18 protein-coding genes and 2 tRNA genes are annotated in these 17,851 nt (G+C 71.3%); 4 read left to right on the top strand and 16 right to left on the bottom strand.

Annotated elements, in window-relative coordinates; genetic code table 11:
- Nucleotides 1-399: 399 nt before the first annotated feature.
- Both ACIRPX_RS05070 and ACIRPX_RS05065 read left to right on the top strand, forming a co-directional pair.
- Nucleotides 400-1,764, top strand: a complete 1,365-nt coding sequence (locus tag ACIRPX_RS05070) for a cytochrome b/b6 domain-containing protein (protein WP_404188393.1) — start codon at nt 400-402, stop codon at nt 1,762-1,764.
- A complete protein-coding gene (locus tag ACIRPX_RS05065) occupies nt 1,761-3,374 on the top strand; it encodes an NADH-ubiquinone oxidoreductase-F iron-sulfur binding region domain-containing protein (RefSeq protein WP_404188391.1) in 1,614 nt (537 codons plus the stop codon). Before ACIRPX_RS05070 ends, ACIRPX_RS05065 begins: the two co-directional genes overlap by 4 nt.
- A gap of 72 nt (nt 3,375-3,446) precedes the next feature.
- Here ACIRPX_RS05065 and ACIRPX_RS05060 read toward each other — a convergent pair.
- The 10 genes from ACIRPX_RS05060 to ACIRPX_RS05015 all read right to left on the bottom strand — a co-directional run bounded on the left by ACIRPX_RS05060 (nt 3,447) and on the right by ACIRPX_RS05015 (nt 8,461).
- Nucleotides 3,447-3,519 (bottom strand) — tRNA-Ala (locus tag ACIRPX_RS05060).
- A 101-nt stretch (nt 3,520-3,620) separates the two neighbouring features.
- Nucleotides 3,621-3,854 carry a hypothetical protein gene (locus tag ACIRPX_RS05055; RefSeq protein WP_003976229.1) on the bottom strand — a complete coding sequence of 78 codons (234 nt, stop codon included), beginning with the start codon at nt 3,852-3,854 and terminating at the stop codon, nt 3,621-3,623.
- Nucleotides 3,855-3,857: 3 nt separating this feature from the next.
- Nucleotides 3,858-4,031: a hypothetical protein gene (locus ACIRPX_RS05050; RefSeq protein ID WP_404188389.1), complete on the bottom strand. Its 174-nt coding sequence runs from the start codon at nt 4,029-4,031 to the stop codon at nt 3,858-3,860.
- Nucleotides 4,032-4,241: 210 nt separating this feature from the next.
- Nucleotides 4,242-4,314 (bottom strand) — tRNA-Ala (locus ACIRPX_RS05045).
- 72 nt (nt 4,315-4,386) lie between these two features.
- Complete coding sequence (locus ACIRPX_RS05040; protein WP_404188386.1) at nt 4,387-5,058, bottom strand: histidine phosphatase family protein; 672 nt, start codon at nt 5,056-5,058, stop codon at nt 4,387-4,389.
- Nucleotides 5,058-5,501, bottom strand: a complete 444-nt coding sequence (gene rsfS / locus ACIRPX_RS05035) for a ribosome silencing factor (protein WP_404188384.1) — start codon at nt 5,499-5,501, stop codon at nt 5,058-5,060. Before rsfS ends, ACIRPX_RS05040 begins: the two co-directional genes overlap by 1 nt.
- 103 nt (nt 5,502-5,604) lie before the next feature.
- Entirely contained in the window at nt 5,605-7,311 is a 1,707-nt protein-coding gene (locus tag ACIRPX_RS05030; RefSeq protein WP_404188381.1) for a LytR C-terminal domain-containing protein, read from the bottom strand.
- 16 nt (nt 7,312-7,327) lie between these two features.
- Nucleotides 7,328-7,954 (bottom strand): nicotinate-nucleotide adenylyltransferase, encoded by a 627-nt coding sequence (gene nadD / locus ACIRPX_RS05025; RefSeq protein ID WP_404188379.1) that lies wholly within the window; start codon nt 7,952-7,954, stop codon nt 7,328-7,330.
- Between the two features lie 71 nt (nt 7,955-8,025).
- Nucleotides 8,026-8,193, bottom strand: coding sequence for a hypothetical protein (locus ACIRPX_RS05020; RefSeq protein ID WP_404188376.1), 168 nt, complete (start codon nt 8,191-8,193; stop codon nt 8,026-8,028).
- 106 nt (nt 8,194-8,299) lie between these two features.
- The gene (locus tag ACIRPX_RS05015) at nt 8,300-8,461 is read right to left on the bottom strand and encodes a hypothetical protein (RefSeq protein ID WP_404188374.1); all 162 of its coding nucleotides are present in this window, start codon (nt 8,459-8,461) and stop codon (nt 8,300-8,302) included.
- Between the two features lie 127 nt (nt 8,462-8,588).
- On the opposite strand from ACIRPX_RS05015, the gene ACIRPX_RS05010 reads away from it, so the two are divergent.
- The gene (locus ACIRPX_RS05010) at nt 8,589-9,716 is read left to right on the top strand and encodes a M48 family metallopeptidase (RefSeq protein ID WP_404188371.1); all 1,128 of its coding nucleotides are present in this window, start codon (nt 8,589-8,591) and stop codon (nt 9,714-9,716) included.
- A 30-nt stretch (nt 9,717-9,746) separates the two neighbouring features.
- Here the strand turns inward: ACIRPX_RS05010 and ACIRPX_RS05005 are convergent, their stop codons facing one another.
- From ACIRPX_RS05005 to proB, 5 genes are all read right to left on the bottom strand, one after another.
- Nucleotides 9,747-10,817 (bottom strand): hypothetical protein, encoded by a 1,071-nt coding sequence (locus ACIRPX_RS05005; protein WP_404188368.1) that lies wholly within the window; start codon nt 10,815-10,817, stop codon nt 9,747-9,749.
- A 124-nt stretch (nt 10,818-10,941) separates the two neighbouring features.
- On the bottom strand, nt 10,942-11,544 hold the full coding sequence (locus ACIRPX_RS05000; protein ID WP_404188365.1) for a hypothetical protein: 603 nt from the start codon (nt 11,542-11,544) through the stop codon (nt 10,942-10,944).
- 112 nt (nt 11,545-11,656) lie between these two features.
- The gene (locus ACIRPX_RS04995) at nt 11,657-12,943 is read right to left on the bottom strand and encodes a glutamate-5-semialdehyde dehydrogenase (RefSeq protein ID WP_404188362.1); all 1,287 of its coding nucleotides are present in this window, start codon (nt 12,941-12,943) and stop codon (nt 11,657-11,659) included.
- Nucleotides 12,944-13,016: 73 nt separating this feature from the next.
- Nucleotides 13,017-13,478 (bottom strand): hypothetical protein, encoded by a 462-nt coding sequence (locus ACIRPX_RS04990; protein ID WP_404189258.1) that lies wholly within the window; start codon nt 13,476-13,478, stop codon nt 13,017-13,019.
- A gap of 173 nt (nt 13,479-13,651) precedes the next feature.
- Nucleotides 13,652-14,758: a glutamate 5-kinase gene (gene proB, locus ACIRPX_RS04985; RefSeq protein WP_404189255.1), complete on the bottom strand. Its 1,107-nt coding sequence runs from the start codon at nt 14,756-14,758 to the stop codon at nt 13,652-13,654.
- A gap of 211 nt (nt 14,759-14,969) precedes the next feature.
- Here proB and ACIRPX_RS04980 point away from each other — a divergent pair, with 211 nt between their 5' ends.
- Nucleotides 14,970-16,367, top strand: coding sequence for a polysaccharide pyruvyl transferase family protein (locus tag ACIRPX_RS04980; protein ID WP_404188360.1), 1,398 nt, complete (start codon nt 14,970-14,972; stop codon nt 16,365-16,367).
- A gap of 140 nt (nt 16,368-16,507) precedes the next feature.
- On the opposite strand, the gene ACIRPX_RS04975 is transcribed toward ACIRPX_RS04980, so the two are convergent.
- A complete protein-coding gene (locus ACIRPX_RS04975) occupies nt 16,508-17,749 on the bottom strand; it encodes a glycosyltransferase family 2 protein (protein WP_404188357.1) in 1,242 nt (413 codons plus the stop codon).
- Nucleotides 17,750-17,851 lie beyond the last annotated feature (102 nt).

The following is a 17,851-nucleotide window of genomic DNA, read 5'->3' as shown; positions in this document are numbered from 1 at the left end:
CGTCTCTGCCGACTGCTGCGACTTCCCGGAAACGAAAAATCCCCTCGCACAGGAGGGGACGCCGCGCCGATTCCGACCATCCGGGTCGCCCGGCGGTCGGGACTGATCAGCGCGGCTCGCTAAGCAGAAGGCGTACGGCACGCATGCGGTTAGGGTACCGCAGCGCTTGAGCACGACGCGACGCGCTTGCGTATGGGTCTCTGGCCCCGGTGTCACACCCGGACAACAACTGAACAGAAGTCAAAAGTTACTTCGCGTAACAGCCGACACCTGGACATCGCAACAACCGCACTGTCCTTGCATAACAACCCAATAACTCAAACCTCGTACCCATCGGTATGGCGCCACCTAGAGTTCGGCAGCGGGACCGCTTTCCCGATACTGCTCGGAGTTGCCCCCATGAACCCTCGTCGTAGCAACAGCACGCTCCCCAAACCCGGCCGGTCGGCCTACGGGGTGGCGTCGGCTGTCGTGCTGCTGCTCATACCCGCCGTGGTCATCCTCGGCGGCGACTGGCTGCAGCAGTTCCTGAACTTCGGTGCGGGCGTCCTGTCGCTCGTCTGCCTCACCTGCTCGGTGATCTGGGGCCTGGTGGCCCAGGACCGGCTCATCCTCAACATCCGCCAGCGCATCGTGGCCCAGGGCATCCACCGGGTGACGGCCGTCGCCTCGATCGCCTTCCTCCTGGTGCACATCGGAGTCAAGCTCGCGCTGGACCACGCCGACTGGATCGCGGCCGTGATCCCCTTCGGCTGGCTGTTCACCGGCACCGGCACCGCGAACCCCGGCAGCGCCACCCTCGTCGGCATGGGCTCGCTGGCCGCGTACCTCATGATCTTCGTCGGCATCACCGGCGCCCTGCGCAACCAGTTCGCCTCCCCGGCACCGGTCGCGGCGCGCTGGCGCGCGATGCACATGCTGGCCTACCCGGCCTGGTGCGCGGCCCTGATCCACGGCCTGTTCGCGGGACGCCCGGCGAAGACGTTCTTCATGGTCTCCTACGAGCTGTGCGTGGTCGCGGTCGCCGCGGCCCTCGCCCTGCGCGCGGCCCCGCGCCCGTTCAAGCGGAAGGTCGCCGACCGCCTCGCCGTGCTCCTGGGCAACGACCCCGGGGCGGCCCGCGAGGAGCTGGAGGCCAGCCGCGCGCGCGTGGCCGACGCCGCCGCCCCCTCACGCCCACGCGCGCGGGGGGCCGAGACCGCCTCCGCGCTGCCGGGCTACGAGAACACCCGGGCGCCGAGGCAGCCAGCGGCGGACGCGGGGGCGTCCGCCACGGCCGGCTTCTACGACACCGCCTCCTCCCGCGCCATGTCCCCGGAGTCCACCGGCGGCTTCGCGGCCGCCTACCGCGCCGTCACCCCGCAGCAGCAGGGGCGCCAGCAGTACGGCGCCGACCGGACCGCCCGCATGGACCTCCCCCTGGACATGCAGCCCACGGAGGCGATGCCGCGCGCCGACGCCGCCGGCACCACCGCGGGCAGCTGGCCCGTCCCCTCGCCCCCGCCGGTCGGCGAGGCTCCCCCGTCGGCGTACGACCCGCTCCAGGACACGGGATACAACATCCCCACCTACGACAATTCGGGCGCCGCGGCCTATCGCAACAGTGATGTGTACGACACCGGTGAGACGAATGCCCAGTACGGCGCGTACAACTCGAACGACACGTACAACAGCGGTCCCGCCGACGAATCGACGCCCGGTGCCTCCTGGGACGCACCGGGTTCGGGCGAAGCGTGGAACACGCCTTCCGGAGGCTATAGGTGAACGAGGCCCTGCCCGACGTTCCAGAAGTCCGCGTGGTCGGACTTCCGCAACTCACGTCTGGCTTCGACCTTGTCGAACGGCTGGATCTGTCCATGCACCTCAAGGTGCACGGCCCGCTCGAGCCGCTGGGCGGCGAGCAGCTCGCGAAGCTCGCCGAGAACATCAACCTGAAGGGCCGCGGCGGCGCCGGCTTCCCCTTCCACAAGAAGCTGCGCTCGGTCGCCGAAGCGGCGATCAAGCGCGGGGTGCGGCCGGTCGTCGTGGTCAACGGCAGCGAGGACGAGCCGGCCTGCCGCAAGGACACGGTCCTGATCAACCGCGCCCCCCATCTGATCCTGGACGGGGCACTGCTGGTCGCGGAGGCGCTGGGTGCCCGCACGCTCGTGGTGGGGGTCACCCGTGAGTCGACGCAGCGCTCCATGGAGGCCGCCCTCGCCGAACGGGGCCTCAGCAACGGACGCCGCTCTGCGCTCAAGGCCTGGGTCCAGCGCAACCCGGTCCGCATGGTCACCGGCGCCGCCGCCTCCCTGATCCGCTCGATCGACGGCGGCCCGGCCATCCCGCCCGGCCGCAAGATCAGCGCCTCGCAGAGCGGCGTCGGCGGCGCGCCCACCCTGCTGTCGAACGCCGAGACCTTCGCCCAGCTCGCCATCGCCGCCCGCATCGGCCCGGAGCGCTACGGCAACACGGGCCTCTACGACGAGCCGGGCACCGTCATGCTGACGGTCTCCGGCGCGGTCGCCCGCCCCATGGTGCTCGAGGTCCCCACCGGCGTCCCGCTGCGCTACGTCCTCCAGCTGGCCGGTGCCCCGCCCGTCCCGCAGGGCGTGCTGACCGGCGGCTACCACGGCAAGTGGATCGACGCCGCGACCGTCGACGAGGCGGTCGTCTCCCGCAACTCCCTGGACGCGGTGGGCGGTTCGCTCGGCGCGGGCGCGATCCTGCCGATCAGTCAGGAGACCTGCCCGCTGGGCGAGTCGCTGCGGGTGGCGCAGTGGCTGGCCGACGAGAGCGCGGGCCAGTGCGGCCCCTGCTACCTCGGTCTGCCGGCCGCCGCACGCGGCATGGAGGACATCCTGGGCGGCGGCGGCCCGGCCGCCCTGGAGGCCCTCAAGCAGGTCGCCAAGAACGTGAAGCGGCGCGGCGCGTGCTCGCACCCGGACGGCTCCGCGATGTTCCTGGAGTCGACCATCAAGGCCTTCACCGACGACCTCGCGGCGCATGTCCTCGGAAACGGCTGCGGACGGCCCGTGGAGGGCGTTCTGCCGCTCTTCGAGGGCGGCCAGATGCCCGCGGGCATCACGGGCGGCGCGCAGCCCGCGGAGACGGGCGCCAGCCGTCAGAAGATCTACGTCGACTGGACCCTGTGCCGCGGCCACGGCCTGTGCGCGGACATCCTCCCGGAGGTCTTCGAACTCGGCGCCGACGGCTTCCCGACCGTCGCCCAGGCCCAGGTGCCGCGCTACGCGGAGGCCAAGGCGCTGCGCGCGGTGCGCCGCTGCCCGGCACTCGCCCTGCGCATCGAGGAGGAGGCGCCGCGCGACCGGGCTCCGTCCCGCAACCTGCCGGTGCTCTCCCAGGGCCGCGGACGGCGCGCGCTCGGCCGCTGAGCCGTGTGACGGCCGATCGCCCCGTACACACAAAAATCCCGCCGGATCTTCACGATCCGGCGGGATCTGCCGTGGAGCTAAGGAGAATTGAACTCCTGACCTCCTGCATGCCATGCAGGCGCTCTACCAACTGAGCTATAGCCCCGTGCAGTGGTCCGCCAGGTTTCCCCGGCGGCGACGCCAACATTACACGGTCCAGCGGGTGCAACACCAAATCGTTTCCGTGGGCCCGGCGGGGCCGGCACGTCAGGCGGTGACGAACGAGTAGAACCGCTTGAGCGTGCAGTGCTCCTCGAGCAGACGGCCGTAGATCGGCTCGCCCTCCAGCTCGCGGTACGTCTCGATCGGGTCGCCCTTTATGATCAGCGCCCGCGCGCACTCCTCGCACCAGTACTGGTAGTCGGGGTTGACCGGCTCCATGTCGCGGACGATCGGCGTACCGCTGCCGCACCAATCGCACTTGCGCCTGTGTGCACCCATCGATCAGCTCCAGCTGTGGCCGCAGGCCGTGCACACGTAGGAGATCCCGCCGTTGTCGCCGAGGACTTGTGCGACATGTGCGGAACCGCAGGAAGGGCAGCTCAGACGGGTGACCGTGTCCCGTGCAGATGCCGCTTCGAGGAGGTGGCCGACCTCCTCGACGATGCTCGCAGGCATCACAGCTCCCTCCCGTCGGGCCGCGGTCCCTACCGGCCGTTTGATTCTGCCACGGCCAGGCCAATACGGTCAGCGACGCCTGAGTACCAGTACGGACACGCACGCCGAGAGCGCCTCCACAGAGGTATACGCCTTCGGGACCGCAAGTGACTCAAGTCGTACAGGAACAGACAGAAAATCCCGTCTCCTGACGGAGACGGGATCTTGTTGTGGAGCTAAGGAGAATTGAACTCCTGACCTCCTGCATGCCATGCAGGCGCTCTACCAACTGAGCTATAGCCCCATCAGGTTCTTCCCGCTCGGCGGGGCGAACAAGAAGAACTCTAGCCTGCGACCTGCCGGAAAGTGAAATCCGCTAGTCGTCGTCGCCGAGCACCGGTTCGGGCAGCGTGCCGGCGTTGTGCTCCAGCAGGCGCCAGCCGCGGGCGCCCTCGCCGAGGACGGACCAGCAGCAGTTGGAGAGGCCGCCGAGGCTCTCCCAGTGGCGGGGCTCCAGGCCCAGCAGGCGCCCGATGGTGGTGCGGATCGTCCCGCCGTGGCTGACCACGACGAGCGTGCCGTCGTCGGGGAGCTTCTCGGCATGCCGCAGCACGACCGGGGCGGCGCGGTCGGCCACCTCGGTCTCCAGCTCGCCCCCGCCGCGGCGGACCGGCTCGCCGCGCTTCCACGCGGTGTACTCCTCGCCGTGCCGCGCGATGATCTCCTCGTGCGTCAGGCCCTGCCAGACGCCCGCGTAGGTCTCGCGCAGCGCCTCGTCGTGGGCGACCTCCAGGCCGGTGAGCTCGGCGAGCTCGGCCGCGGTGTTCGCGGCCCGCCGGAGGTCGGAGGCGACGATCGCGTCGGGACCCAGCGAGGCCAGCAGCCGGGCGGCGCGCCGGGCCTGGGCGACACCGGTCTCGGTGAGGGCCACGTCCGTGGTGCCCTGGAAGCGGCGCTCCACGTTCCAGGAGGTCTGGCCGTGGCGCCACAGGATGACGCGGCGTCCCCGGCCGGGCCTGCCGGCCGACACCTCACCGGTGGCGCTCATCACCACTCACCGCCGAGGTCGGCCGCCTCCTCGGCGGCCTGGTCCCGGGCGTGCTCCTCGGCCTTGCCGCGGGTGGCCTTGGCGTCGGCGGGCAGCTCGAGCTCGGGGCAGTCCTTCCACAGCCGCTCCAGGGCGTAGAAGACGCGCTCCTCGCTGTGCTGGACGTGGACGACGATGTCGACGTAGTCGAGCAGGACCCAGCGGGCCTCGCGGTCGCCCTCGCGGCGCACCGGCTTGGCGCCGAGCTCCTTCTGCAGCCGCTCCTCGATCTCGTCGACGATCGACTTGACCTGGCGGTCGTTGGGCGCGGAGGCCAGCAGGAAGGCGTCCGTGATCGACAGCACGTCGCTGACGTCGTAGGCGATGATGTCGTGCGCGAGCTTGTCGGCGGCCGCCTGCGCGGCGGTGTTGATCAGCTCGAGGGAACGGTCAGTGGCGGTCACTACGCGGCTTTCGGTCGGCGGTCTGTTGACACCAAGGGTCTCACGGACCGCCGGGCGCACCCCACGTGATGAAGGGATCACGTGGGGCGCCCGCCCGGGACGGTCAGGAGGAGGACGGCTTGTAGTCCTGGCCGAGGATGACCGAGACGTCGGCGTTCGAGGTGGTCTTCCCCTTGGTCACGGAGCCGGCCGGCAGGCCCAGGGTCTTGGCGACCTCGGTGGCGTTCGCCTTGTCCCCCGCGTCGGTGTAGACGACCTTCGACGTGGCCGACGTGGTGCCCGCGGTGCTGCCCCCCAGGAAGGTGAAGCCGCCGTTGAGGAGGACCACACGGGCCTTCTCGGTGTTGTCCTTCGTGCCCGTGGCGTTCTGCACCGAGACCCGGACGGCCGAGCCCTGGTCGGGGCTCTTGGCCGTGCCGCCGAGGACGTCCTTGACCACGCTGGCGCCGTCCTGCGCGCTCATGGTGCCGTCGCTCCGGACGGGCAGCAGGGCGGTCTTGTAGTCGCCGCCCTTGGCGAGGTCGGCGAGCCTGGCGAGGAAGGCGCCGAGGTCCTTGTCGGTGAGCGACGGGTCCAGGATCTGGGCGAGCGTCTGCACGGTCGTGGTCGCGGCCTGCGGGTCGGAGGACATCTTGCGCAGCACGCCCGCCATGACCTGGCCGAACCGCACCAGCTGGGCGTTCTGGGCCTCGCCGGAGGCGCGGTAGGTGGCGTAGGCGACGGCCGTCTTGCCGCTGAGGGTCTGGTCCTTGCCCTTGTGGACGAGAGGTTCGGCGCCCTTCTTCTTGGCGGCCGGGTCCGGTACGTCCGCGTCGGTGTCGACCTCGATGTTGCCGATCAGGTCGACCAGGTTCTGCAGATAGGGGGTGTCCAGCCGCCAGGTGCCCTCGATGTCGGTGCCGAGGACCGTGTCGAGGGCGTCGCGGGTGCCGGAGGAGCCGTCCCCGTCGACCGACTTGGCGAGGGTGGTCGTGGTGCCGTCGTCGTCCGTCAGGGAGAGGGAGTTGGGCAGCAGCACGGTGGTGCCCTGCTTGGTGGTGGTGTTGTCGACGAGCAGCGCCGTGGAGGTGCCGCCGCCCTTGGTGTTGTGCAGGTGGACGACGATCACGTCGCGTTTCTGGGCGCCCCCGGCCGTGGCGGTGCCGCCCTTCCGGGAGCCGGACGAGGACAGGCCCGGCAGCTTCCCGGCGTACCAGAGGTAGCCGACGCCGCCGACCGCGACCAGGGCCAGCGTGACGACGAGGGCGATCAGGCGGCTGCGGGCGCGGCGCCTGGCCTCCTCGCGGCGCTCGGTGCGGTTCTCGGTGAAGTTGAGCCAGTCGATGACGTCCTCGGAGTCCCCGTCGGGCTCCTCGACGAAGTCGAACTGGTCGGTGCGGTAGTCCCGTTCGGCGGGGGCCGCCTCCGGTGCCTGCTCCCCCGGGCCCGCCTGCTGCGGGATGTAGGCGGTCTGCTCGGCGACCCGGGGCTGCTGCGCGCCGGCCGCGGCCCGCCCGTAGGGGTCGTACGGCGCCCCGGGCGCGCCGCCCTGGGGCGCACCGGTGCCGTAGGGGTCGTAGGAGGGCGAGGGTGGCGTGACCGGCTGCTGTCCGGTGCCGTAGGGGTCGTACTGCTGCGGGACCTGCTGCTGCGAGCCGGTCGCGTACGGGTCGTATCCGTAGCCCTGCTGCTGCGCGTACGGGTCGTAGGGCTGCTGCGGTGCCTGCTGCTGGGCGACCGGCCGGTAGACGGGCCGGCCGTACTCGTCGTAGCCGACGAGCACGTACTGCTCGTCGTGGTCGCCGTAGCCCGCGTCGTATCGGTCGTTCACCGGTGCCCCTCTCGGCTCACTCGCCGCGGTACAGCTCACGCTTGTCGATGTAGCGCACGACCCCGTCCGGCACCATGTACCAGATGGGGTCTCCCTTGGCGACCCTCGCACGGCAGTCCGTGGAGGAGATGGCCAGCGCGGGAACCTCGACGAGCGAGACACCGCCCTCGGGAAGACCCCGGTCGGTCAGATGGTGTCCGGGCCGGGTGCAGCCGATGAAGTGCGCCAGGGAGAACAGCTCCTCGGAGTCCCGCCAGGTGAGGATCTGGCCGAGGGCGTCGGCGCCGGTGATGAAGAAGAGGTCCGTGTCGGGGTTGAGCGCGCGCAGATCACGGAGCGTGTCCACGGTGTACGTCGCGCCGCCCCGGTCGATGTCGATGCGGCTCACCGAGAACTGCGGGTTCTCGGCGGTCGCGATCACCGTCATCAGATAGCGGTCCTCGGCCGGGGAGACGTCGCGGTGCGTCTTCTGCCACGGCTGGCCGGTCGGCACGAAGACCACCTCGTCCAGGTGGAACTGCGCGGCGACCTCGCTCGCCGCCACGAGGTGCCCGTGGTGGATCGGGTCGAACGTTCCGCCCATGACGCCGAGGCGGCGCTTGCCGGGGTTCGACGGGCCGGTAGGCATGTCCTGCTCTCCCATGCGTGCAGACCATACCGGCCCCGCCTGAGAGGACCGGGCGGGCCGGTCCCCGGCGGCGGCGCGGGCGGGACTCAGCGGTCGCGGTTGAAGCGGGTGGTGATCCACAGCAGGAGCAGCAGGACGAGCAGGGCGCCGCCGCCGGTGATGTACGGGCTGAGGCTCTCGTGATTGCCGCCGTGCTCCTCGCCCTCGGCGGCGAGAGTGACCAACTGAGCGGCGGCAGCGTGGAAGCTCGTCATCGGCAGAACCTATCCGGTGTGGGCGGGATGAAGATGTCGGCCCATCGTAAGCGGGCGCCGGCACGGCGATCACGCCGACTCCGCCGTGGGGAACCCGGGGCGGTGCTCAGTCGTCCTTCTGCTTGTAGCCCCGCAGCAGGAACCACCCGGTCAGCGCGCAGCCCACCATCATCACGACCAGCACGATCCGGAGCAGATCCCCCGGCCCTTGGTGCGGGGACGCGCTCGCGGCCTGGACGAGCCACAGGGCTGCGGCAGTGTGCTCCATGGTGCGGGACTCCTTCGGTGTAGTGCCCGTCCACGGTAACTCCGCCTAGGCTGGGCCCTGCTTCGGGGGCGCAAAGGGCCGCACAAGGGTCCGCAAAGGGCCACTCACACGCACATGGGGGACACACATGTCCGACGACGGCCACGAGCACAACGGGCACGAGCACGTTCCGAGCAGGCAACGCCGACGCTTCCCGGGGATCTCCTCGCGCGCGTACGAGCACCCCGCCGACCGCTCCGCGCTGGTCGCGCTGCGCAAGCTGAGCGGCTTCGACACGGTCTTCAAGGCGCTCAGCGCGCTGCTGCCCGAGCGCAGCCTCCGGCTGCTGTTCCTGTCCGACTCGGTGCGCGTCTCGGACCAGCAGTTCGCGCATCTCAACGACATGCTGCGGGACGCCTGTTACATCCTGGACCTGGAGAAGGTCCCGCCGATGTACGTCAACCAGGACCCGCAGCCGAACGCGATGTGCATCGGCCTGGACGAGCCGATCATCGTCGTCACCACCGGCCTCGTCGAGCTGCTCGACGAGGAGGAGATGCGGGCCGTCATCGGGCACGAGGTGGGCCACGCCCTCTCCGGCCATGCCGTGTACCGCACCATCCTGCTCTTCCTGACCACCCTCGCGGTCCGCGTCGCCTGGATCCCGCTGGGCAACCTCGCGATCATGGCGATCGTGACGGCGCTGCGCGAGTGGTTCCGCAAGTCGGAGCTGTCCGCGGACCGGGCCGGCCTGCTGGCCGGGCAGGACCTGCGGGCCTCGATGCGCGGCCTGATGAAGATCGCGGGCGGCAACCACCTGCACGAGATGAACGTGGACGCCTTCCTCAAGCAGGCCGAGGAGTACGAGGCGGGCGGCGACCTGCGCGACTCCGTGCTGAAGATCCTGAACCTGCTGCCGCGGACCCACCCCTTCACCACCATCCGCGCGGCCGAGCTGAAGAAGTGGGCCGAGTCCCGCGACTACCAGCGGATCATGGACGGCCACTACCCGCGCCGCGACGAGGACAAGGACACCTCGGTCTCGGACTCCTGGCGCGAGTCGGCGGCGAGCTACGCGAGCAACGTCAAGGGCTCGAAGGACCCGCTGATGAAGCTGGTCAGCGACATCGCCGGCGGGGCCGGCGGGCTGGGCGGCCGGGTGCGGCGCGGCTTCGACGGCTTCACCGGCTCGGCGCCGCGCGGGGACCGGCCGCCGGCGGACCCGCCCGCCGGGGACACGCCCCCCGAGGACACCCCGCCGCGCGACGGCGACTGAGCCGCGGCGGGTGCGCCGCCAAGGGGGTGCTCACACCGCCGGCTGCGCGCCCGCCGCGAGCGAGCCGCACAGCGCCGTGAAACCGCTCGTGGCGTACGGGTCCGTCCCCGCCGGGCCGCCCGCCCGGGCCGTCTGCCCGGCCAGCAGCGGGTGCAGGTGGTTCGTGGAGTCCTCGGCGCAGGACAGCGGGCCGGCCTGGACGTAGGAGACGACGAGCTGGGCCTGGCGCAGGCGGAGGTCGTCGCGGTCGAAGCGGAAGTGCAGCTCGCGCCGGACGGTGAAGAGGGAGGCCTGCGCCGTGGCGCCGGAGCCGGTCGGCTTCAGCGCGTAGACGAAGGTGTGGTCCGCGGTGACCTCCAGGGTGGCGGAGTCGGTCTCGGCGGCCCGCAGGGTGCCCTGGACCCGGATCCTGGCGTCGGCGAGCCGGGCGCGGGTCTGGTCGAAGCGGACCAGCCATCCGGTGGGCTGGTGCCGGCCGTCGGCCACCGGGTGCTCGAAGCTCTGGTCGAACTGATCGAGTTGGCCGCTGTCGAGCATGACCCGCACGGCGCGGACGTCCTGGCCGGCCACGACCTCGGGGTCCAGCGCGGACCGCACGATGTAGTCCTTGGCCGTGGTCAGGGCGGCCACCACCTGGCTGTCGGAGAAGTGCGCGGTGCGCCGCGAGGCCGGCAGCGGTATGCCCTCGGCGCCGACCCGGAACTGCGCCGCGGGGCTGTGCGCGTACAGGTACTCGGGGTCGGCCGCGCCGGGCACCTTGCCCTGCGGGGAGAGCGGGATGACCGTCATCCGCAGGGGCTCGACGGGCTGCCGGGCGGACGGCGTCTGGTAGGGGTGGCGTACGCCCATGTAGATCGCGGTGCCGAAGGCCACCGCGATCAGGAGCACCAGGATCAGCGCCTGCCGGGACAGGCCACGGCGCAGCGGGGGGCGGCGGCGCACGGCGGGCGCGTGGTCGGCCATGCGCTCCTGCGCGGAGAACTCCTGGAGGCGGGCAGCGCGGACGAACGATTCGTCGAACACGACGGATCGGTACTCGTCCTCACCACCTGCGCCGGCGCCCTCGGGTGTCCCCTCAGGTGGGTCTCCAGGCCCTCCCATATCTTCAGGGTAGGTCTCCGGGCCCCCGGGTAAACGCCCGGCCGCACGACAAGTTCTGACAGGTTCTCACCAGGATCGGACCATGTTGAGCACGCGCGCACGTAGGCCGTGCCCGGGTCGGTGCTCAGGGGGTGCGCGGGATGACCGAGATCGCGGGCGGGGCGGTGTCGGCGGAGGCCGAGGGCGGCACCGCGCTCCCCTGTTCCAGACCGGTCGACGCGGGCGGGGGCACCTGCTCGCGGTTGCCCGAGGAGGCACCGCGGTAGACCGCCGCGAAGGCCAGCGCGACCATGCCGATGCCCATCACGATGGCGAGCATCCAGGCGACGGGGCGGTGCCAGCGGACCGGCTTGCCGTACGGTCCGGTCGCGCCGTAGCGGCCCTCGAGGACGTCGCCGTCGTCCGGGTCGTCGAGATCGGGATCATGGCCGAAACCGGTGCGGTCGTCGGGGCCGAAGCCGTCCTCGTAGCGCTCGCCGCGGGCGTGGGCCCGGCGGGCCTCCGCCTCGGAGGCCTCCGCTCTCGCCTGGGCCGCGGCCAGCAGGCGCTCCACGGCCGTCGGCTCATGGACGGCTGCCGCCCGCACGAAGGCCTCGTCGAACACCACGGAGGCGAACTCTTCGTCCGACACCCCGCGGTCGTGGTCGTCGTCGGGCTCCCAGCCGTCAGGGAACGGCGTGCCCCCCACGTCCTCCGGCACGCATCCAGAGTAGACCTGGGGGGTCAATTTGGGCAGACGGTATGGAAATTCATCCGCCTGCTGAGACACCTCCGCCGCTGCACGGGCGCGCACCGGGAGCGCATGCCCCTTGCATATGCGCCCCCGCTTCGCGGCTCCGTCAGCGCCGGATGTGGCCGTCGCCGGTGACGATGTACTTCGTGCTCGTCAGCTCGGGAAGCCCCATCGGGCCGCGTGCGTGCAGCTTCTGCGTGGAGATGCCGATCTCCGCGCCGAAGCCGAACTGGCCGCCGTCGGTGAAGCGGGTCGAGGCGTTCACCGCAACGGTGGTGGAGTCGACCAGCTGGGTGAAGCGGCGGGCGGCCTGCTGGGAGGTGGTCACGATCGCCTCGGTGTGGCCGGAGGTCCACAGCCGGATGTGCTCGACGGCCTTGTCCAGCGAGTCCACCACGGCGGCGGCGATGTCGTAGGAAAGGTACTCGGTGTCCCAGTCCTCCGGCGTGGCCTCGACGACGGTCGCCTTGGAGTCCTTCGCGTAGGCCAGCACGCGCGGGTCGGCGTGCACGGTCACTCCGGCCTCGGCGAGGGCGTCCAGGGCGCGCGGCAGGAACTCGGGGGCGATGTTTTGGTGGACCAGGAGGGTCTCGGCGGCGTTGCAGACGCTGACCCGCTGGGCCTTGGAGTTGATCAGGATGTCGATGGCCATGTCGAGGTCGGCGTGCGCGTCGACGTAGACGTGGCAGTTGCCGGTACCGGTCTCGATGACCGGGACGGTGGACTCCGAGACGACGGTCTGGATCAGGGAGGCGCCGCCGCGCGGGATCAGGACGTCGACCAGGCCCCGGGCGCGCATCAGCTCGCGCACGCTCTCCCGGCTCTCGCCGGGCACGAGCTGGACGGCGTCGGCGGGCAGTCCGGCACCGCCCACGGCGTCCCGCAGGACCCTGACCAGGGCGGCGTTGGACTCGTAGGCGGAGGCGGAGCCGCGCAGCAGGACCGCGTTGCCGGACTTCAGGCAGAGCGCGGCGGCGTCGACGGTCACGTTCGGGCGGGCCTCGTAGATGATGCCGACGACGCCGAGCGGGACGCGGACCTGGCGCAGGTCGATGCCGTTGGGCAGGGTCGAGCCGCGGACCACCTCGCCGACCGGGTCGGGCAGCGCGACCACGTCGCGCACGTCGGAGGCGATGGCGCGCACCCGCTCCGGGGTGAGGGTGAGCCGGTCCACGATGGCCTCGCCGGTGCCGGCCGCCCGGGCCTTGGCGACGTCCTTGGCGTTGGCCTCGACGATCTCGCTCGTGCGGACCTCCAGGGCGTCCGCGACGGCGAGCAGCGCGTCGTCCTTGTCCGCGCGGGGCAGCGGGGCGAGGTCCGCGGCGGCGGCCTTGGCGCGGTAGGCGGCCTGCGTGACCGGGGACATGGAGTCGTACGGCGAAAGCGTGGTCATGGGGGAAGAGTAGTGCGCCGCGCGGGAGCGTCCACCGGACATCCCAAACCCCGAGACACCCGGCGAAGGGCGCTCAAAAGGGATGCACGCCGACCGGGCTCGCGGGCGGCGGGCCGTACCCCTCGGCGACCCGCTGGTGGTAGGTCTCCCGGTCGACGACCTCCAGTCCGACGATCTCCCAGGGCGGCAGCTTGGCGGTCTGGCGGTGCTCGCCCCACAGGCGCAGCGCGACGGCGGCCGCGTCGTGCAGGTCGCGGGCCTCCTCCCAGTAGCGGATCTCCGCGTGGTCGTTCGCGTAGCGGCTGGTCAGCAGAAAGGGGTGGTCGTGGGCGAGCTGTTCGAGGCCGCGCCGCACCTCCTTCAGCGGGGCCTCCTTGCCGGAGACGCTGAGGGTGACGTGCCACAGGCGGGGCAGGTCGGCCGGCTCCTCGTACCGCTCGCCCGCCGCGACGCTCGTGAGGGCGCGCTCCTCGCCGACCGTGCGGGAGGCGGTGGCACTCCCGGCGCCGCCGCGGGACGGCGTCCCAGGGCGCACTCGTCTCACGACGGCCTCCTTCACGCGACGGTCGAGCAGGGCTCGTGCGGAATGTGTCCCTGAGACAAAGTTGAGCAGGCCGCAAGGGTCCGTGGGGCGGTTTTGCGGAACGTCCACCTCAGGAGCGGGCCGTTTTACGGGGCGTTCCCCCTGTTTTCGGCTTCTGACGGGCGTCAGGGATGCAGGATCACCAAGTCGTCGCGGTGCACGACCTCGCGTTCGTAGGCCGGGCCCAGCTCGCGCGCCAGCTCCCGCGTCGAACGCCCGAGCAACTGGGGGATCTCCTTGGCGTCGAAGTTGACGAGCCCGCGGGCCACCGCACGCCCCTCGCCGTCCCGCAGCTCGACCGGGTCCCCGGCGCTGAACTCGCCCTCCACGGCGGCGATCCCGGCCGGCAGCAGCGAGGTGCGCCGCTCGACGACCGCCCGCACCGCACCGTCGTCCAGGGTCAGGTGGCCCTGCGGGGTGGAGGCGTGCTGGAGCCACAGCAGGCGGTCGGCGGAGCGCTTGCCCGCGGGGTGGAAGTAGGTGCCGGTGTCCTTGCCGGTCAGCCCGTCGGCCGCGTGGACCGCGCTGGTGAGCACGACCGGGATGCCGGCCGCGGCGGCGATGCGGGCCGCCTCGACCTTGGTGACCATGCCGCCGGTGCCGACGCCGGCCCGGCCCGCGCTGCCGATCTCCACGTGCGCCAGGTCCCCCGGCTCCCGCACCTCCGCTATCCGCGAGGTGCCGGGCCTGCTGGGGTCGCCGTCGTAGACGCCGTCGACGTCGGAGAGCAGGACCAGCAGGTCGGCGTGGACGAGGTGGGCGACCAGGGCGGCGAGCCGGTCGTTGTCGCCGAAGCGGATCTCGTCGGTGGCGACGGTGTCGTTCTCGTTCACGATCGGGAAGGCGCCCATCGCGAGCAGCTTGTCGAGAGTGCGGGAGGCGTTGCGGTGGTGGGCGCGGCGGCTCATGTCGTCGGAGGTGAGCAGCACCTGCCCGACGCGGACGCCATGGCGGGCGAAGGAGGCGGCGTAGCGGGCGACGAGCAGTCCCTGGCCGACGCTGGCGGCGGCCTGCTGGCGGGCGAGGTCGCGCGGGCGGCGGCGCAGTCCCAGCGGGGCCAGGCCCGCTGCGATGGCGCCGGAGGAGACCAGGACGATCTCCTTCTCGCCACCGCTGCGCACCCGGGCGAGCACGTCGACGAGCGCGTCGACCCGGTCGGCGTCGAGTCCGCCCGCGGCGGACGTCAGCGACGAGGAACCCACCTTGACGACGACCCTGCGGGCCTCGCTCACGCCCTGCCTTGCCCCTGCCACCTTGGTCTTCCGTCCCCTCGCGCTCCGGCATCCCCGCCCGGCAATCTACGCGAAGGGGACCGGCTCCCGCGCGCCGGTCCAGTCCCCGGACAGGCACCCTGTAACTGTGTGATCACGCGTCGCTTACGGCAAAAAGGTTGCACTGGTTGCCCATAGAAATCAAAGGGCAGGCAAATCTAGGTTTAACGTTGTGCAATCCAGAGACGTTCGCCCCACGAAGCGCATCCTTCTGCGCTCGGGCAAGAGCCCCTTCGACGTCTTTCCCGTGGAGGAAGCCCTCCATCGGGACGTCATCGCCACCAACGCGGGCAACCTGATCTTCAGTGACGCCTCCCACAAGATCCTCGAGACACCGGGCACCGAGGTCGTCACCAACGGCATGCGGTCCGAGGTGGCCGCGGCCGAGCGGATCAACGAGGAGTTCGACGCCTTCGTCGTGCCGCTGGCGAACGCCTTCCGGCCCTCGTTCGAGGCGTCGCTGAAACGGCTGACGCGGTTGATCGGCCGGCTGCGGATTCCCGTGGTGGTGCTGGGCATCGGGGCGCAGGCCGGGCTGGACCAGGACGCGGCGCGGCTGAAGCCGATGGAGGCGACGGTGCGCGCCTTCGTCTCCGCGGTGCTCGACCGCAGCGCCTCGATCGGGGTGCGGGGCGAGTTCACCGAGCAGTACCTCAAGGACCTGGGATACCGGGACGTCGAGGTCATCGGGTGCCCGTCGCTGTTCATGTACGGCAAGGAACTGGCCGTACAGAAGAAGGCGCCGGAGCTGACGGCAAGCTCCCGGATCGCGGTCAACGGCTCGCACAGCGCGGTGCAGAGGCAGGGACTGGACCAGGTCATCGACCGTGCGTACGCCCGCTACCCGCACCTGACCTTCATCGGCCAGAACCTCAGCGACGCGCGGCAGCTGCACTGGCGGGACGTCTCCCACCCGAACGCCCGGGTGCGGGCGATCCCCACACACCCGGACCACCCGATGTACCGGGAGGACAAGGTGCGGGTCTACATCGACCCCGTCACCTGGATCGACGACCTGCGCGGCTACGACTTCTCCTTCGGCTCCCGCATCCACGGCAACATCGCGGCGCTGCTCGCGGGCACGCCCGCGACGGTGCTGTGCGGCGACTCACGGACGCTGGAGCTGTGCCGCTACTTCGGCATCCCGCACCGCCGCATCGACAAGCTGACCCCGGCGCGGCTCTACGAGGAGGCCGACTTCACCGGCCTGACCGGCGGCCACCTGGAGCGCTTCGAGCGGTTCACGGCCTTCCTGGACCACAACGGCCTGGAGAACACCTTCTCGCACGGCGACGGCGGCGCGTCCTTCGACGCCCGTATGCGCGCGCTGGCCTTCCCGCCCGGCATCCGCGCCTGGAACGACGCCGACGTCGCCTCGCTCACCTCCCGCTTCGGCTGGCTCCAGACCCGTATCAGCGAACTGACCCTGGACAACGCCCACTTGAAACGGGAGCTGGAACGCGCCGGGGCCCGGGCCGTCCCGGTTCCGCCGTCCGTGTACCGCCGCGCCCGCCGCGTGGTGGGCCGCCCGATCCGCAAGGCGCTGCAGTCGGGCAAGCAGCAGGCCTGAGCCGGCGGGGCGGCCCCTTGCGCGGCGGCGCCGCCCGGAGGCCGCCAGACCCGCCCGGAGGCCGCCAGGCCGCTCTCGGGCACGCCCTGGGACCGCTCTGGGGCCCCTGGGGCCTCCTGCGGGCCTCCCTGGGACCGCTCTCAGGCCGCCGCCGCGGTCCCGCCCGGCGTGCGCGTCCGCGCCGCCGCGTCACGGGACCTGAGCACCCCCCGGGCCCTGCGCGCCGCGCGGCGCAGCAGTGCGCCGCCCGCCGAGTGCTCGCGGTAGCCGGGGAAGGCCCGGGCCTCACGAGGGGCCGCCAGATAGATCGTGTCGGGGACGGCGGCCGCACTCCCGCGGAAGTGCGGGTAGACCAGGTAGACATCGCGGCCGCGCCGCTCCAGCACGGCGGGGGCCTGCTTCTTCGCCTTGACGAACTCCACGACCTCCTTGAGGAGTTCGGGCTTCTCCTCGGCGACCAGGTGCAGACGCAGCCGTTCCTCGACCTTGAGGCGGCGGGCCACGCCCTCGCTCCAGAACTCCTCCATCAGCGGCTTCGCCAGCTGGAACTTGTGCTGCCGCACCTGCTCGCCGTCCTTGAGGTAGCGGGGCCCGAACTGCGGCAGCAGCGTCACCAGGAAGGGCCTGACCAGCAGCGCGTCCCGGCGTTCGCCGGGCGGTACGTGCTCGGCTATCAGGTGCATCAGGGCGCGGGCGGAGTCGAAGCGCAGCGAGTAGCCACCGCTCTTCGTCACGTGCTTGCCGTCCTCCCGGCCCACCAGGTAGTAGCAGGTGTGGTCGGCGATCACGGAGACGCCGTCCGCCCGCAGATACGCCTCCATGGTGAACAGCGCGTCCTCGCCGGTCCACAGCGACTCGTCGAACCGCATCCCGTGCTGTTCGAGCAGTTCCCGGCGGAACAGCTTCTGCGCGCTCAGGGTGAACTTGATGTTGGAGGAGAAGACGTCCGTCCGGTCGAGCGTCTTGCCCCACATCGTCTGCGGAGGCTTGCGGTTGATCCCCTCGACCCGGCCGAGCACCACGTCCGTGCCGTTGCGGTCGGCCATCGCGACCATCCGCTCCAGCGCCTCCGGTCCGAGCCGGTCGTCGGCGTCGAGGAAGAAGACGTAGCGCCCGGCGGCCTTGCCCAGCCCGACGTTGCGCGGCCCGCTGGGACCGCCGGAGTTGTCCTGCCGGATCACCGTCACCGGCATGGCGGCCCGCCGCGCGAACTCCTCCAGGTACTCCCCCGTGCCGTCCGTGGAGCCGTCGTCCACCGCGATGACCTCGATGCGCCCCCGGCCGATGGTCTGCGCCTCGACCGATGCGAGGCACTCGACGAGATACGGCATCGCCTCGTACGCGCCGATGATCACACTGACATCAGGCTGCGCGACGGTCACATTTCCCCCTTGGTCAAGGTGCATTTCCCCCGAATCCGCATATTCGCAACGTGTTAGACGGGTACTCGACTACGGAGGTTGCCTCACTGATCGACATGGGTG

Origin of the sequence: Streptomyces sp. NPDC101225 (assembly GCF_044767585.1) — a bacterium.
Classification (GTDB): domain Bacteria; phylum Actinomycetota; class Actinomycetes; order Streptomycetales; family Streptomycetaceae; genus Streptomyces.
Note: the sequence above shows the minus strand (reverse complement) of the source record. Positions and strands in the feature narration are given on the sequence as shown.

Bases quoted from the DNA above. Each gene is read 5' to 3' on its own strand.
- ACIRPX_RS05070 (WP_404188393.1), top strand. From the start codon at position 400: ATGAACCCTCGTCGTAGCAACAGCACGCTCCCCAAACCCGGCCGGTCG.
- ACIRPX_RS05055 (WP_003976229.1), bottom strand. From the start codon at position 3,854: ATGGGTGCACACAGGCGCAAGTGCGATTGGTGCGGCAGCGGTACGCCG.
- ACIRPX_RS05050 (WP_404188389.1), bottom strand. From the start codon at position 4,031: ATGCCTGCGAGCATCGTCGAGGAGGTCGGCCACCTCCTCGAAGCGGCA.
- ACIRPX_RS05040 (WP_404188386.1), bottom strand. From the start codon at position 5,058: ATGAGCGCCACCGGTGAGGTGTCGGCCGGCAGGCCCGGCCGGGGACGC.
- nadD (WP_404188379.1), bottom strand. From the start codon at position 7,954: ATGGGAGAGCAGGACATGCCTACCGGCCCGTCGAACCCCGGCAAGCGC.
- ACIRPX_RS05020 (WP_404188376.1), bottom strand. From the start codon at position 8,193: ATGACGAGCTTCCACGCTGCCGCCGCTCAGTTGGTCACTCTCGCCGCC.
- ACIRPX_RS05015 (WP_404188374.1), bottom strand. From the start codon at position 8,461: ATGGAGCACACTGCCGCAGCCCTGTGGCTCGTCCAGGCCGCGAGCGCG.
- ACIRPX_RS05010 (WP_404188371.1), top strand. From the start codon at position 8,589: ATGTCCGACGACGGCCACGAGCACAACGGGCACGAGCACGTTCCGAGC.
- ACIRPX_RS05005 (WP_404188368.1), bottom strand. From the start codon at position 10,817: ATGGGAGGGCCTGGAGACCCACCTGAGGGGACACCCGAGGGCGCCGGC.
- ACIRPX_RS04995 (WP_404188362.1), bottom strand. From the start codon at position 12,943: ATGACCACGCTTTCGCCGTACGACTCCATGTCCCCGGTCACGCAGGCC.